Genomic DNA, 15511 nt, shown 5'->3' on the forward strand with positions numbered 1-15511 from the left:
CCTCAAGATTAAAAGGGCTAGGCCAGGAGGGCCGCCACAGCCGCCCCTGTCACGACGGCGGGCGTGACCATGAAGGCCATGGGGCCCGCGTAGAGGGCCACGCCCCCTGCCAGGGAGCCCGCCAGGGAGCCAAGCTCCCTGAGCACCATGTAGCCGTGGACCCTGTAGCCCCCGGTCAGGCCTATGTATATCTGGTAAAGGGACAGGTCGAGCACGCCGAAGAGAGCCACTAGGATCACTATATACGCTGCCAGGCCTGCCATAGACCTTATGAAGCTGACGGCCGCTATCGCCCAGGCCCCCCTGAGGGCTATGCCAGCCGCAGCCAGGGACCTCGAGCTGGTCCCCTGGACCATGGCCAGCGTCAGCGCAGCCGCAAGGCCCGCGGCGGCGAACGCTATCATGTAGTCCCTCAGCCCCACTGTCATCTGCCTCAGTATGAGGGGCAGGGCAGTGAGGTAGTAGTCGCCTACAAACGTGGTCAGCGTGGCTGAGAGCGCCACCCCCATTGAGGACCCTGACCCCCTGGCCACTCCCCTTGATATGCTGTACAGGATGCCGTACCTGTAGCTCACAAAGGAGCCGAGGGCTGCCGTGTAGGCCCCCGTGAGGCTCAGCCTATTAATGACTCCGTGGAGCTTCCTCTCAAAGGTTATCCACTGGCTAGGCAGGGCAGTTAGGAAGAGGAGCCCTATTGCTACGGCCGCAACCCCGACGCCGACCACTAGGCCCAGGAGGCGGACGAAGGGGACGGCCATGGCCAGGGCCAGGAGCCCGAGTCCCCTTATGCCGTAGAGCCCGAGCCTCTGGCCCGACGTCCTTGACTCCCACTCAACGTCAGGGCTGAGCTCGAACAGGCTGGCGGAGAAGCCCAGGTTTGCCGTGGAGGTGGCAACCGCGTGAAATATGTACGCCAGGGCCATGAGCCAGACGCCCCTGGCCAGCGCAAAGAGCACGGACGCGGCGGCTATGAAAGTCAGGGAGACAGCGCTCAGCCTCCTGTAGTCCCCCCTGTCGGCCAGCCTGCCCAGCAGCTCGCTGGTGGCTATGAAGACCGCGCTCCAGGCCGCCCCTATTATGCCGTAGTCCACGTCCGAGACGTTCGTCCTGAAGCCTATGTAGTTGAACATCATGAAGTCAACTATTGAGAGCGCCGCTATGTAGGTCACTCCCAGCCAGTACCACATTGAGGTCCTGGAGGGCTTCTTGGAGTCGCAGGATTAAGGGACGTCCACCCAGCACGGGCGTTGACTTTAGAATATATGCAGAGCCTTTATATTTCTAGTTTACTTACTCTTCCTCTGGGGTCTCTGTTGGTCCTGAAGGTCACGGACGTAGTCTATAGGGAGCCTGTGCCTGAGACCTACGGCAACATATACTTCGTCGTCAGGGACGATGGGGTCATAGTAATAGACACGGGGATACCTGGGAAGGAGGGCGTCATACTTGACGACGTCAGGTCCCTCGGCTTCAGCCCCTCCCAGGTTAAGGCAATAATACTGACCCACTACCACATGGACCACTCCGGCAGCGCTGAGGCCCTAAGGTCAGCCACCGGGGCCAAGATATACGTTCACAGGGACGACGCGCCCTACCTCCAGGGCCTCGTTAAGCCTGAGTTTCCCAAGGAGGCGCCCAGGGAGGCCGTCGAGGCCTACAGGTGGTTCAGGCCACTGAGGCCTGACGTCACCCTCAGCGACGGTGACGAGGTCCTAGGGCTCAAAGTGATACATGCGCCCGGCCACACCCCTGGCTCAATAGCTCTGTATGACAGGAGGCACCTATTCGCGGGCGACAACCTGAACCTCCGCGAGGGCAGGGTCCAGGGGCCGCCACCCCAGTTCACCACTGACATGGGCAGGGCCAGGGAGTCTGTGAGGAGGCTGCTGTCCCTTGACTTCGACGTCCTCCTGCCGGGCCACGGGGAGCCCGTAGTTGGAGGGGCCTCCGCGAGGGCGAGGCAGGACCTCAAGGGCTTCCTATGACGCCAGCCCTGAGGATTTTATGCCTTACCCCGGTTTACTACTCATACCCCTCCTTCAGCTGCGGCCTGAGACCACTTGGCGCGCCTCTCGCCTCATGTTACGTCCACCTTGGCGCGCCGCCTCTCCAGCTTTTCTGAGCCCCTAGACAACTCTATAGGTGGCACTCAGGTGGCTTCCTATGCCAGGCGGCGCCCAGGATGTGCTAAAGGCTGGCAAGGTCCTCAGCGTCGTGAACGGCCTCGCTGTCCTGAAGCCTGAGCTCGACGTCAAGAGCTTCAGGCAGGGGCTCCCGCTGGTCAACGCCAGCGGCGAGAGGGTGGGCTCAGCTAACGACGTGATAGGCAACGTCAACTCGCCTTACCTGCTTGTGAAACTCAGCCCGGGCGCCGCCGTGGCGCACGGCGAGGAGCTGTACCTCATCGTGACCCCTCCCAGGAGGGGGAGGAGGCACCACAGGAGGTGATGTCCTTGTCAGGCTGTCCGCCCGACCGCGTTGTCGTGGACCCCAACACGGGGGCCAGGGTATGCCTTGAAACTGGCGAGATAATAGAGGAGCAGGTCATAGGTGATGGACCCGAGTGGAGGAACCTGGGCGAGGGTCACTCCAAGGGTGTTGAGAGGGCGACCACCACAAACGACAGCCTGATGCACAACTACGGCATAGGTAACCTGAGGCTGAGCCCGGCCAAGGCCAGGTCGCCGCTTAAGAGGGTTCAGGGACTCAGGAGGTCGCCGGTCTTCATGAGCGGCGTCCCCCTGCTGAAGGGGGAGGCCTCCCAGGTGAACCTGTTCTCGATAGCTAAGAGGGCGGCGAGCTTCTTTGAGCTTAACGGTAGTGCCGAGGAGGCCCTCGGCCAGATACTCCACGCCTACGTCGAGAGGGCCAAAAAGCCCATAGGCAGGGACGCCAACAAGGTGGTCGCGGCTGCCCTGGAGAAGGTCGTGGAGGTCTACAACCTGAGCATATCTAAGGGCGAGGTGGAGCAGTTCTTCGACATAGACGATAACGACCTCTGGGACGGACTCAAGAAGCTCAACGAGGTGGGCGCGCTCGAGGCCCTGAGGCAGGTCATAGCTGCTGAGGGCCGCTCGAGGGTCCTGGAGAGGTCCTTCACTTATATAAACAGGATAGCCTCAAGCCTCTCCCTGCCCCCTGCCGTGGCCCAGGATGCCCTGAGGTTCATAAGGGAGTCCCTGTCAACGCCTGGCAAGACGCCCTACGGCAAGAAGCCCGAGGCCCTTGCAGCCGCGGCCGTCTACATGGTTGCCAGGCTCTACGGTTATGAGATCAGCCAGAGCGACGTGGCCAAGGTAGTTGGCATAAAGGAGTCAACCGTCAGGAAGCTCTACAGGTTCCTCATGGATGATATGACCGTCGTCGTTGACGTCTAAGGCATTTAAACCTTTGAGCTTCCCTTCCCTTAACCTTCTTTCCTCTACAGGCCAGTGGGAGGCCCATTGCAGGCCCTCGTAGTAGCTGCCGGCGCAGCGGCGGCAGCGGGAGCGGTTGCCTACGTCGCCTACAGGAGGAGGCTGCTGGCCAGACTGATTACCTCGGCCAGGCTTGCCATGAACCCTGACAGCATAGTCGATGTGGCACAGAGGGCAGAGGACCTCGGCGTGAGCAGGCAGAGGATCTCCTCCCTGGTAAGGTCAATGCCAAGATGTCCCAGGGGCTCGGAGAGGCTGGCCGAGGCCCTCCTCTCGCTGGGCCTCTACGAGGACGTGGTGTACCTGGCCTCAAGGGGCTGCTCTGTGCACTCGACGACGCTCAGCAGGGCAAGGGCCTACTCCATGGGCCTCGGCCTGTCCAAGTGGGAGACAGAGGCCTCAAGGCTCCTGGGAGAGCAGCCAAGGCTTCTGGGCAGCTCCAAGGTAATGGTAGCGTTCTGTGAGGGGGGCCACGTGGAGGTCATGGTTGACGGCGTCGTCTCTGAGGTGCCTCCCCCCGGGGGCTCCTGGAGGTCGCCGCCCCAGGACGAGGTCATGAGCTCCATAGCGCAGCTCTCCGGGGCCCAGCTCCTGATAAGCTGGGGCCCCTGTAACCTGAAGGGAGCCGTGGACGCAAAGTTGCTCCTCTCAATTGCGTACCCGGACGTGAGGCCATCCATAGCGTCGATAGCCTACAACCTTGGCCTGAACCCCATGCTGCCCCCCTCAGCCATAGTGCTCGCAGCGGTCAGGGCATCCGTGGAGGCCCTCAGCAGGGTGGGCGTTGACTGGTCTACAATGCCGGAGGCCGTAAGGGGGGCGGAGGCCATAGCTAAGTTCAAGGACATTGTGGACAGGGTCGTGGGCCAGCAGAGCCCCAGGGAGGGCAGGGCCATAGTTGTCACGGACAGGCCGAGGGCATTCATGCCGGTGTGGAGGCCCTTCCTAGTGGACCCCTCAAGGGCTAAGGGCGTCAGCTATCAGGTGCTAGCCTCCCTCAGGTCCCTGACCTCAAGGGGAGGGGACCCGCTGAGGGCCCTGAGGAACGCGCCCCTCCTGGGCGACTTCGGCAAGGCTCTTGCTGAGGCCCTCAGGGCCTCCCTGGTGCCCGCCACAGCGGGCCCAAGGCCGGGCTCCCAGGTTGAGCCCTGGGACCTGGCCTGCCTTGGAGACCTGGAGGTAACGCTTGACTGCGCCCGCAGCTACGAGCTTTGCCTTAGGCCCCAGGCGCCCCCGCCAGACGAGGAGGAGCTGCTGAGGTCCCTGAGGGTCAGGTGCCCTGGCGGCTCAAACATCAGGTTCAGCGCAAGCACCTACGTGCCCAGGAGGCTGGCCGAGGCCCTGGGCCTCAGCGCCCCCTCCAAGGGGAGGGTGAAGGCTTACGGGGAACTCATAGCGGGTGGACCAAGGGGGGCCTCCGATGCCGTGGCGTCAGCCCTAGCCATGACATCTAGGGCCTCCAGGCCGCTAATAGTCGTTCCATCGCGCGCCCTCGCGGAGGCGACGGCCAAGGCCTATGGAATTCCCCTGGTGACGCCTGATGCCGTGGATACATGGACTGTCAGGGGAGGGCCTGGGGTCATCCCATGGGATGACTACCTAGCCGCCCCGGAGGCGGCGGGCGTCGCTGACACGACCGTACTCGTCTTCCCGGAGAGGATGATCTGGGCAGAGCAGGACGACACGCCATACGGAGTTCACGGGAAGCTTGTTGACGCCGTGGTCGAGCTGGTCGCTAAGAACGGCGGCATGGCGGTCTCAAGGGCCCTTCAGGCCGAGGCCAGCTCAAGGGACGACGTTGAGCTCGTTGAGCCGCCCGCCAGCGGGGCTGCGCAGGTCAATATAGGCCCTGAGGACATAATGGCCGAGGCCGAGAGGGCGTTCAGGCGCCTCTGGGGCGAGGGGGCGCAGCTCAGGCCCTACCAGAGGCTGGCGATAAGGGTCCTCGCCGAGATGGCCTCCAGAGGGACGTCCTCTGCCCTCATGGCCATACTTCCCACGGGGGCAGGGAAGAGCGCCATATTCCAGGTCAGCGCCAGGGCCCTCGAGGACATGGGACTTGGGTCGACAGCTATAGTGATAAGCCCCCTGAGGGCCCTCATGCATGACCAGGTCAGGAACGCCAAGCAGAGGGGGCTGAGGGCAGCCTACATAGACTCAGGGGTCCCGCCATCAAGGAAGGGCGAAATCATAGCCGCCGCCAAGGAGGGCCTCCTCGACCTGGTCTACGTCACGCCCGAGGGCTTCGGCACGGGGGCAGCCTCCGAGCTCGCGAGGTCGGCGGGGCAGGCGAGCCTCGCGGTGCTTGACGAGGCCCACACGCTTTCAAGGTGGGGCCTGAGCTTCAGGCCGAGCTACCTGTACGTGGCGAGGCAGCTGAGGGAGGCCTCATCGTCAAGCTGGCCGCCCATGCTGGCGCTGACGGCCTCAGCCCCCCCAGACGTGGTCAAGGACATAATGGAGGAGCTGGGCCTGGGGGAGCACGAGGAGCACAGGATATCCCTGGGCGTTGAGACTGAGGACATACACTTCAGCGGCAGGCCGATAGTCCTGAGGGCCCCATCGATAAGGCCTGAGATATCGATAGACGTAGTCATGGCTAGGTCTGGGAGGGAGAGGCTTGATGACATAGCTGATAGGGTGGAGGAGCTGACCAAGTGGGCCGACTCGCTGGGCGGCCCGTGGGTTGGCGTCGTCTTCGTGCCATTCGTTCAGAGCTCCTCGGAGCCGTGGCTTAACGCCGACGAGGTAGCCAAGGCGATAAACGGGAGGCTCGGTGAGGAGGTCCTCGTCTACCACGGCCAGCTCGGGGAGGCGAGGAGGAGGGAGGTCGAGGAGAGGATAATTATGTCATCGAGGACGGGCAGGGGGCCGAGGGTAGTGGTGGCAACCAAGGCCTTCGGCATGGGCGTCGACATACCAAACATTAGGTGGACCCTGCACGCCGCCCCAAGTGAGAGCGTGGAGGACATGTACCAGGAGATAGGCAGAGCCGGGAGGGACGGGAAGCCAGCCAGGGCTGTCATACTCTACAACCCCTCCGACCTCGAGGCCAGGAAGGCAATGGCAAGAGGTGACGCCATAAAGCCCCTGAGGGTCCAGAGGGCCCTCAACATAATAGAGGGGACCCTTGAGAGCCTGAGGCGCAGGGAGGGCCCCGCTCCCCTGCCGATTAAGGACGCGAGCGGCGAGTGGGGCCTTGTGAGGTACCTGGACGTCCTCAGGATGACGGGCGTCATAGATTACGAGGTCATTAGGGGGCCCGTCCTCGCTTACGACGCCCCAAGGGAGAGAGTCGAGGAGGAGGCCGGGTGGTGCGCTGAGCTTAGAGAGGGCCAGTGCCTCTCAAGGGCTATAAGGGGCCTTGAGGGCAGGAGGGCCTTCCTTAACCTCTGCGACGGCCGCGCCTCAATATCCCTTGAGCAGGCCCAGGGCTGCAAGGCCGTGAGCTACGATAGCCTCGTTGCCCTAGTGTCGCCCTCGCCAGACTGGAAAAAGCCAAAGAAGTACCTTGACCCTGAGCTCTACGCCACCACCCTCTGGCTCTCCCTGAGGGAGGTGAGGAAGCTGAGGGAGCTCTCGGAGCTGCTGGAGGCCGCGGTCGCGGCCAGGGCCAGGGGAGGCCCGGCGCTTGTGGACTCGCAGGTCAAGAGGATGATGGATGAGTCCCTTGCAAGAGGCGTGAGGCCTCCGCTTGGGGGAGTGAGGCTCGGCAGGGTCGTCAGGTGCGACACAGCCGAGGAGTGCGTCGAGCAGGCAGTGATGGACGCTGCAGAGATCGAGAGGCTCGTGGGCGAGGGCTCGGTAGTCGTGGGCGCCTCGGGCGTCGCCGCCTCGCTCTTCTCCGCCAGGTACCTCAGGCAGACCGGCAGGTCGCCGCAGGTCTCCGTAAGCTACTACAGGAAGCTCGCGGCCCTCGCGAGGAGGGGGGAGCTGGAGAAGGCCATGAACATGGGGTACGTGATAATTATAGCCAGGCAGGGCGCCAAGGTTGAGGAGGTGGTGAAGCTGGCCCACGGCTATCCCTACGCTAACTTCTACCTCTACGCGAGGAGAACTTAAGTTCCAGCGCGCAACCCTCTCCGGGGAGCCTTGACAGCGCTCAGGTACATAGGGGTCCTCGCCGCAGTGCTGGCCTGGGCCGTTATAATAGCCTGCGTCTCCCTCAACCCATGGTTTGTCTTCACTAAGAACGCGCTGAGCGACCTGGGAGGGCCTAAGGCCTCATACCCGTGGCTCTACAACTACGGGCTGGTCACCACGGGCGCCCTTATAATAGCCTTCGCCTCCTACGCGCTGAGCGTCAGCTCGAACAGGCTTGAGGAGGCCGCCTCCTCCTTCATGATAGTGGCCGGCGCCTTCCTGGCTATGATAGGCGTCTTTCACGAGGGCACGTACCCTCACGTCTTCGTCTCAAACTACTTCTTCGCTCAGATGGACGTGGTGGCCCTGGTCTGGGGGGCCGGCTCAATAGCCTCTGGCAGGACCCGCTCGGGCCTCGGGGAGGTGCTGGTTGGCCTTGTTGGTCCGGCCGGGGCGATGGCCTTCAGGTGGCCCTCCAGCGCGACCCTCGAGGTCTTCGGAGTAGTGCTAATAGACGTCCTCGTTCTGCTTATGACCTTCGACCTTGGGGAGCTTGAGGGCCTCACTCGACGGAGTAGCCGGTGGCGGCGAGGTAGCGCTCCGTGAGGTCAACGATGTCTCTGGCGGTGACTATCCCCACAAGCCTCCCGTCCCTTTCAACCACGGGCAGGTGCCTCACCCTGTGCGTTGACATAGTTTCAACGGCCTTCGTGACGGGCTCGTCAGCGTAGACCGTCACAGGGTTCTTCGTCATGTGGTCGCCCACCATGGCGTCATAGCTGACCCTGCTGGAAACGACGCGGCTGAGGTCCTTCTCAGTGAATATCCCTATCACCTTGCCCTCAGGCGACACGACGACGACGCTGCCCGAGCTGCTTGTGTACATGAGGCGGGCCACGTCGGCTATGGTCGCGTTGGGGCCCACTGAGATAACGTCCTTACGTGCCACGTCACCCACCTTGGATGTCCAGACGCTCAAGGCACTCACCTAAATTACTGTGACTAAAGTGGGATTAAAAGTGCTCCAAAGCCGGAGGTATGGTACGTGGGAACTAGCTGACTGACGGATAAGGCTCCCCCGAGAGAGGTTAGGCCCTGCAGATCCTCTTTACCTCCTCCTCAGCCTCCCTGAAGTCCCTGTGCGGGGCCCTCTCAAGGTTCCAGGCCCTCTCCCTGTACTTGTGATAGTAGAGGGTCTCAGCTATCTCAAGCTCCTCGGAGGTCGGCACGTCATACTTCACGCCGTCGTATCCAAGGACCCTGGCGAAGGAGCTCGCCAGGGCCTCTGCGACCTGATTTACGGTTATGCCTGGCCTTATGCTTGATATGTTTGTCACCCTGTACTTCACGCTCGAGACGCCCTTGTCTATGAGCTTCTTAAGGGGCACCTTGAGCACCGAGGCAAGGGCGGAGAGGTCAGCGCTTACAAGCATGGCCCCATGGAAGAACGTGGCTCTCCAAGATATGGTTGCGGCCGTGCCGCTCACCTTCCTGTTCTCGACGACTATGTCGTTGACGTTCTGCACCGAGGCCTCAAGGCCGAGGGACCTGAGGGCCTCGACGGGGGCCCTTATCAGCTCAGAGAATATGAAGTCCACGGTCTCCCCCACCTGCCCCTTGGCCGGGAGGGATATGGCGTAGTTTATGTTGCCCAGGTCGTGGTAGGCCGCCCCTCCGCCCGTGAAGCGCCTGACCACGGCCACCCCGAGCCTCTCGGCCTCCTCAAGGTTCACCTCCTCCTCAGCCCTCTGGAAGTACCCTATTACGACGGCCCTGCGGTTCCTCCAGAGCCTCAGCGTGGCGGGCGAGAGGCCGCAGCCCACGGCCCTGGGCAGGGCCTCCTCAAAGGCTAAGTTCATGTGGGGGTCGTCCGGCGTCTCGTAGAGCAGGACCCTTAACATCAACTCCCCTCACCCGCGCACATTATGGCGTCAACGAAGTCACCATAGCTGCAGCCGATTAGCGTTGAGCCGCCCAGCGCCTCCCTCACGGCCCTCTCAACGTCGTCCCTGCTGAGCCTCACCTTGAGCAGCGCCCTCTCCAGGTCGAACACCTTGTCCTCGGGCAGAAGCATGAAGTCGCCAGTTATGAGCGCCCTCTCTATGACCCCGCCCTTGGCGTCAACGGTGGCCCTTATGAGGCCCTTCCTTGCCTTTACCTCACAGGTGCCCAAACCTGACCCCTTGGGAGGGCGCGCCCCTTAAAAATAAGGCTTAGGCCCTTATTGCCCTAACGACCTCCTCCTTCAGCCCCATCCTCCTCGGCGTGAATATCCTTGAGTCCATGAGCTCCGGCTCCCTCCTTATTATGGGCTTGAAGGCCATCTTAGCCAGCACGTCCTTCTCGATGTCAATGCCCGGGGCCACCTCCTTCAGCTCAAGGCCGTCAGGCGTCAGCCCGAAGACCGCCCTCTCGGTCACGTAGAGCACGTCCTTGCCCTGCTCAAGCATCACCTTGGTTGAGCAGCCCACCTTGTCGACCTTCTCCACGAACTTAATTATGTCGCCGTCCGAGACTATCTTCAGCTTGCCGTCGACAACCTCGTACTTGGCGCCCTTGCCGGCCGTGAAGAGGCCCGCGTAGTATATGTCGGGGGCCCCTGACGCTATGGCTGGGAAGCCGCCGGGGCCCGGTATCTTAGACTCCGTGAAGAAGGAGTTGACGTTCCCGTGCCTGTCTATCTGCATGAAGCCCAGGGAGGCTGCGTCTATCACGCCGCCCTCGTACATGGTGAACTGGTCGGGCACCGAGAGTATTGCGAAGGCCCCTATCGAGACTCCGAAGTCAGGGCCGTAGAGGGGCCTGCCTCCCCAGGTGCCGGACTCCACCGTAAGCACTATGGCGTCCTGCACCCCCTCCTCCATCACCACGTCGCCAACCATAGCCGGTATGCCTACCCCTAGGTTAACGACTATGGGCCTGCCGTACCTCTGGACGAGCCTCACCAGCTCAAGCGCCACCCTCCTCGCGACGACCCTCCTCTCGTCAAGGCGAGTCTCAGTAGGCAGCGGCTCGACGCTGACGGCCGGCACCACCCTGCCCGCAGCCACTGGGTCATAGTCAAAGCTGTGGGACTGCCAGTGGTAGTCCCTCGGCGCGACGACCACGTAGTCGACCAGGGGCCCCGGCACCACCACGCTCTTCGGGTTTATGGAGCCGAACTTGGCGACCCTGAGCACCTGGGCTATGACAGTCCCCTTGATTGGCATTGACTTTGTGGCCTGGGCTATGTTGAGCACCGTGCCGTAGGCCACCTCGTCCTCAAGTGACAGGTTGCCCATCTCGTCGGCCGTGCTGCCCCTTATGAGGGCAAATTTAGGCTTAGGGGCCATGTAAAGCAGGTACTCCCTGCCATCTATGTTCAGCAGCTGCACCTTGACTGTCCTCCTCTCCTTGGCCGTCTCGTTAAGGGCCGTCCCGTCAAACCTTGGGTCAGCAGTCGTGTTGAGCCCAACCCTCGTGAGCACGCCAGGCCTGCCAGCCCCCACCTCCCTGAACCAGTACGCCAGTATGCCGATGCTCCAGGCGTAGGCCTCAAACCACTCCTCCTTTATCATCTTCTGCAGGGTCTCGCTCCAGCCATAGAAGGCGACGAGCATCCCCTTTATGAAGTCCCTGTCACCCCTCTGGTACATCATCTGAGCTATCCTGTCAAGCCCCCTGCCCGGGGTGCCGGGGAAGGTGTCACTTACTATGAAGAGGTTCTTCGGGTGTCCAGTCTTAAGGTAGAGCTTATAGAGCCTCTCCATGAGGTAGTCAGGGGACGTTATCTCGTTGAAGCCTGAGATCGCGACGACGTCACCGTCCTTTATCTGCGAGAGGACAAAGTCTGGGTCAGTGGCCACCTTCCTCCTGGCTATGGTCTGCAACACGTCATCACTCATGTTAAGTTACCCCCTAACCTGTGCTTCAATTAGTTTAGAAGTATGTAGAGACTTTAATATTTACTGTGAGCCCTTAAACTGGGAGCAGTCTTGCTGAAGGCTGTGGCGACTGACGTCGACGGCACCCTCACTGTGAGGAGGGGGGACCTCAGGATCAGCCTCAACGCCGTGAGGGGCATAAGGCTCCTTGAGTCCAGGGGCGTCCGGGTGCTCCTGGTCTCGGGCAACAGCCTACCTGTAACCGCTGGCCTCGGCGTCTACCTCGGCTCCACCGGGCCTGTCGTCGCGGAGAACGGCTGCGTGATAATGTACAGGGGCTCGGTGACGCACGTCTGCAGCGGGAGGCCACCCGAGGAGCTCATAAGGAGGCTCCAGGGCCTTGGGCTCAGGCCGAGCTGGCAGAACGACTTCAGATACCACGACGTGGCCTTCTACGTGCCCAGGGGCCTTGGGACTGAGGACGTCAAGGCCCTGGTGGCGGAGGCCAGCGACGTTGCGAAGGGCTACGGCTTCAATGTGCTCTGGAGCGGCTACGCCCTCCACGTCAACCCTGGAAGCGGCAAGGGGGCCGGCAGCCTGAGGGCCCTTGAGCTCATAGGCGTCAGCGCCTCAGAGGCGGCAGCCATAGGTGACGGCGAGAACGACATAGACATGCTCAGGGCCTTCCAGCTGAGCGGCTGCCCTGGCGACGCCGCAGAGAGCGTTAAGGCTATAGTGAAATACGTGGCCAGTGGCAAGGGGGGCACGGGGTTCCTCGAGTTCGCTGAGTGGCTCCTCAAGGAACAAGCTAACCCTTAGCAGCGCCAGGTCTCTGCGTTAGGAGCGCCTTAATTATAACTAGGGCTACAGCCGCTGAGAGGCCCACGAGGCCAGCCACGGCAAGACCTGCCAAGGCATCCATGAAGGCCCACGCAGCCACGTAGGATAGGTAGAAGGTCGTGGAGGCAGCTGACGGCCTCGGCCTCCTGCCCCCGAGCGCTACGTATAGATAGTAAAAGGTTATAGAGACGATGAACCAGCCAACGAAGTTGAGCAGTGGCACGCCGTAGTACTGGCCTGGCGACTGCCATACCCAGAGGCGCGCCCTGCCCGACAGCATGGGGTCGAAGGCCAGATCCATGGAGACCATGCCCAGGGCTGCCAGTGGATAGCTGCCGAAGGCGCAGAGTGAGTAGAAGCCGAGGGAGGCCCACAGCAGAGGTATGAAGAGCGGCACGCCGAGCAGCTGAGGGCCGAGGCCGCTTTGGGTGTAATAGTACTTGCCGAAGGGGATACCATAGTGAACCCCCAGGAACTCGAAGGTATATGACGTTGCGTAGGCCGTTGCAAGGAGGAGGCCCGTGTCCCTTGCCCTGAGCTCAGAGTAGGATGTCAGCAGGTAAAATGCAATGAATGGTATCACGGACGAGTATGCTCCAACTATGAAGTTGGCCGGGAACGGCAGGTTAAGGTATGAGAGGGCCATGGCTGGCGGATAAGCTAGTGAGAGGCCCCAAGCTACCCTCCTTAGTCTGTCCAAGCCTCACACGCGGCCCTCTGATCCAGAAAAACAATAAGTTAAAGCTTTAGCTGGGCGCCCAGCTTGAGCCCCTCTTCGAAGGCCGCCAAGTTCTTGTCAGCCATAGGGAGCTCCTGGACCTTGGCCCTGACCCTCTCAGCGTCAACGAAGCCGTCGAGCAGTCCAGTCCCAAGCAGCGCCCCCAGGAGAGCCATGTTCTCAACAACGTAGTTGCCCACCTTCTCTGCCACCTCCCTGGCCGGCACCACGGCGTACCTTATGCCAGCCCTCCTGAGGGCGTCCTCTATCTGCTGCCTCTTTATCGGCTTAAGCCCTGGCGTCGGGGGCGTCATGAGCACGTCTGAGGTCAGCAGCAGCCCTCCCTGCCTAAGGTATGGGGTGCCCCTGGCGGCCTCTATCATCTCAAACGAGAGCACCACGTCGGCCTCACCCCTCGGAACCAGGGGCGAGTAGACGTCTCCCAGCCTCACGTGGACCTCTACAGCCCCTCCCCTCTGGCTGAGCCCGTGGGTCTCAGCTACTATTGCCTTGCAGCCCCCCTCTATGGCGGCCTCGCCGAGGACCCTGGCCGCAGTTATGAGCCCCTGGCCGCCGACGCCAACCATAACTATGTTGAGCCTCCTTCCTCTATTCACATCCATACCTCGCCCCACCCCTTCCCCTCCTGGACCACCTTAACTATGGCCTTGTATGGGCATATCTCGGCGCAGACGCCGCAGCCCGTGCAGAGGCTCGGGTCTATCCAGGCCTTCTTGTCGTCCTTCACTAATATGGCAGGACAGGAGAAGGCGTTGTAGCATATGCCGCAGGCCGTGCACTTGTCCTCAACTACCTGGTAGAGCGGCACCTGTATCTTTTGCTTCCTCGCCTTCCTGACGGCTTCTAGTGCGCAGGCCCTCCTTGCTACAGCTACGGCCGGCCTCCTCTCGCTCACGACGTAGTCTATGGCGTCAGCGAGGGCGTTGGTTGCCCCCTCTATGTCGAACGGGTCAAAGGTGACTACCTTCTCGACGCCCACGCCCCTGGCTATGGCCTCTATGCTTATGACTGGGGCCTCGTCGCCCATTGCCGTGACCCCTGAGCCTGGGTCTGGCTGCTCGCCCGTCATAGCCGTTGTCCTGTTGTCGAGCACCAGGAGAAGCATTGGCGCCCTGTTGTAGATAGCGTTTACGAGGCCTGGTATGCCCGCGTGGAAGAACGTCGAGTCCCCTATTATCGCTATGGGCACCTGCTCCCTGGCAGCGCGGGCGAGGCCGTTGGCGGTCCCAATGCTGCCTCCCATCTCAATTATTATGTCCTGCTCCCTGAAGGGCTCGTAGAGGCCCAGGCTGTAGCAGCCTATGTCGCCGCTGTATATTGCCTTGACGCGCCTTCTGTTGACCGCCCTCCTGAGGGCGTAGAAGGTCGCCCTGTGCGGGCACCCCGGGCAGAAGGTGGGGGGCCTCGGGGGCACCTGGAGGTCAACGTTGTAGAGCTTCGACTCCTCGTAGGGGATACCCAGGAACCGCCTCACGGCCCTCCTCACGCGGTCAAGCGTCAGCTCCCCCACAAGGCCCACCAGGTCCTTGCCGTGGACCTCAAGCTGGAGCCTCTCCTCTGCCAGGGCCTGCTTGAGCTGGCCCTCCACGACGGGCTCGAGCTCCTCAACCACGAGGACCCTCCTGACGCCGCTCAGGGCGTCAAGCATAAAGCCCTTGGGGAAGGGGAGGGGCGCTGAAAGCTTCACCAGCTTAGCCTTTACGTCGCCCACCTCAGAGAGGACCTCCTTAACGTGCGAGTAGGCTATGCCGTCAGAAACTATTGCAACATCGCCGTCTCCCTCGACCCTGTTGAACTGCCCGAGGCCGTTGAAGGTCTTCCTTATGTCCTCCCACTTGGAGACCAGCTTCTCCCTCTGCTCCCTGGCAACCCCTGGCACCAGGGTTAGGCCCCTGGCCCTCTCGAACTTGCCCCCAGTCCTTGGCGGCCTCATGGAGCCAAGCACCACCGGCCCCCTGGCGTGCGACACCCTGGTTGTGCTGACCATAATGAATGGGTGGGAGAACTTCTCACTGAGGTCCAGGCCCAGCACCGTGAGGTCCTTCGCCTCCTGCGGGTCGCTCGGGGTGAGCACGGGCACGTATGATATGAGGCCGTAGTACCTGTCGTCCTGCTCGTTCTGGCTGCTCCACATGCTCGGGTCGTTGGCTACGAACACCAGCATGCCGCCCCTGACCCCCGTGTAAGCTATGCTCATCAGGGCATCTGCTGCAACGTTAAGGCCGACGTGCTTCATCGTGGCCATGCTCCTGGCCCCAGCTAAGGAGGCGCCGTAGGCGGCCTCGACCGCCACCTTCTCGTTGGAGCTCCACTCGACGTAGATGCCGACCTCCTTGGCAACGTCTGCCAATGTCTCTATGACCTCAGTCGACGGCGTGCCCGGGTAGCCCGCGGCGAAGCCTCCGCCTGCCTCAAGGAACCCGCGGGCCACCGCCTCGTTGCCCATCAGCAAGGCCGTGCTCCCAGCTCTACCCAGCACGCGATACAATAGCGGGTCCCAGCAACTAATGTCAGAGGGAATTAAATTAGATGCGTACAGGCGAAATAGTTCTCTGTCCTACCTATTTAAC

General features: G+C 62.0%; 14 protein-coding genes. 6 read left to right on the top strand and 8 right to left on the bottom strand.

Annotated features, from left to right (window positions below):
• Positions 1-17 precede the first annotated feature (17 nt).
• Entirely contained in the window at positions 18-1187 is a 1170-nt protein-coding gene (locus tag SE86_RS00785; RefSeq protein ID WP_117353881.1) for a hypothetical protein, read from the bottom strand.
• Positions 1188-1313: 126 nt separating this feature from the next.
• Here SE86_RS00785 and SE86_RS00790 point away from each other — a divergent pair, with 126 nt between their 5' ends.
• The 5 genes from SE86_RS00790 (at position 1314) to SE86_RS00810 (ending at position 8105) form a co-directional block, all read left to right on the top strand.
• Positions 1314-1985 carry an MBL fold metallo-hydrolase gene (locus tag SE86_RS00790; RefSeq protein ID WP_158543061.1) on the top strand — a complete coding sequence of 224 codons (672 nt, stop codon included), beginning with the start codon at positions 1314-1316 and terminating at the stop codon, positions 1983-1985.
• A 178-nt stretch (positions 1986-2163) separates the two neighbouring features.
• Entirely contained in the window at positions 2164-2448 is a 285-nt protein-coding gene (locus SE86_RS00795) for a hypothetical protein (RefSeq protein WP_117353883.1), read from the top strand.
• Between the two features lie 5 nt (positions 2449-2453).
• A complete protein-coding gene (locus SE86_RS00800) occupies positions 2454-3377 on the top strand; it encodes a transcription initiation factor IIB family protein (RefSeq protein ID WP_158543062.1) in 924 nt (307 codons plus the stop codon).
• Between the two features lie 66 nt (positions 3378-3443).
• The gene (locus tag SE86_RS00805) at positions 3444-7478 is read left to right on the top strand and encodes a DEAD/DEAH box helicase (RefSeq protein ID WP_117353885.1); all 4035 of its coding nucleotides are present in this window, start codon (positions 3444-3446) and stop codon (positions 7476-7478) included.
• A gap of 30 nt (positions 7479-7508) precedes the next feature.
• Complete coding sequence (locus SE86_RS00810; RefSeq protein WP_211096607.1) at positions 7509-8105, top strand: DUF998 domain-containing protein; 597 nt, start codon at positions 7509-7511, stop codon at positions 8103-8105.
• Here the strand turns inward: SE86_RS00810 and SE86_RS00815 are convergent.
• The 4 genes from SE86_RS00815 to SE86_RS00830 all read right to left on the bottom strand — a co-directional run bounded on the left by SE86_RS00815 (position 8062) and on the right by SE86_RS00830 (position 11383).
• Complete coding sequence (locus tag SE86_RS00815) at positions 8062-8487, bottom strand: CBS domain-containing protein (protein ID WP_117353886.1); 426 nt, start codon at positions 8485-8487, stop codon at positions 8062-8064. The genes SE86_RS00810 and SE86_RS00815 overlap by 44 nt on opposite strands.
• A gap of 100 nt (positions 8488-8587) precedes the next feature.
• Complete coding sequence (locus SE86_RS00820; RefSeq protein WP_236747380.1) at positions 8588-9400, bottom strand: biotin/lipoate A/B protein ligase family protein; 813 nt, start codon at positions 9398-9400, stop codon at positions 8588-8590.
• Complete coding sequence (locus tag SE86_RS00825) at positions 9400-9672, bottom strand: lipoate protein ligase C-terminal domain-containing protein (protein WP_117353888.1); 273 nt, start codon at positions 9670-9672, stop codon at positions 9400-9402. The genes SE86_RS00820 and SE86_RS00825 overlap by 1 nt, the downstream gene beginning before the upstream one ends.
• Before the next feature lie 40 nt (positions 9673-9712).
• On the bottom strand, positions 9713-11383 hold the full coding sequence (locus SE86_RS00830) for a CoA-transferase (RefSeq protein WP_117353889.1): 1671 nt from the start codon (positions 11381-11383) through the stop codon (positions 9713-9715).
• 90 nt (positions 11384-11473) lie between these two features.
• On the opposite strand from SE86_RS00830, the gene SE86_RS00835 reads away from it, so the two are divergent.
• On the top strand, positions 11474-12181 hold the full coding sequence (locus tag SE86_RS00835) for a phosphoglycolate phosphatase (RefSeq protein WP_117353890.1): 708 nt from the start codon (positions 11474-11476) through the stop codon (positions 12179-12181).
• On the opposite strand, the gene SE86_RS00840 is transcribed toward SE86_RS00835, so the two are convergent.
• Genes SE86_RS00840 through iorA form a run of 3 tightly spaced genes read right to left on the bottom strand, consistent with a single transcriptional unit; the run spans position 12171 to position 15387 of the window.
• Entirely contained in the window at positions 12171-12902 is a 732-nt protein-coding gene (locus SE86_RS00840; protein ID WP_117353891.1) for a carotenoid biosynthesis protein, read from the bottom strand. The two genes, SE86_RS00835 and SE86_RS00840, sit on opposite strands and share 11 nt — an antisense overlap.
• Positions 12903-12940: 38 nt before the next feature.
• Complete coding sequence (locus SE86_RS00845; RefSeq protein ID WP_117353892.1) at positions 12941-13543, bottom strand: indolepyruvate oxidoreductase subunit beta; 603 nt, start codon at positions 13541-13543, stop codon at positions 12941-12943.
• Positions 13534-15387, bottom strand: a complete 1854-nt coding sequence (iorA, locus tag SE86_RS00850) for an indolepyruvate ferredoxin oxidoreductase subunit alpha (RefSeq protein WP_117355012.1) — start codon at positions 15385-15387, stop codon at positions 13534-13536. The genes SE86_RS00845 and iorA overlap by 10 nt, the downstream gene beginning before the upstream one ends.
• Between the last annotated feature and the right edge of the window lie 124 nt (positions 15388-15511).

Source organism: Acidilobus sp. 7A (assembly GCF_003431325.1).
GTDB lineage: Archaea > Thermoproteota > Thermoprotei_A > Sulfolobales > Acidilobaceae > Acidilobus.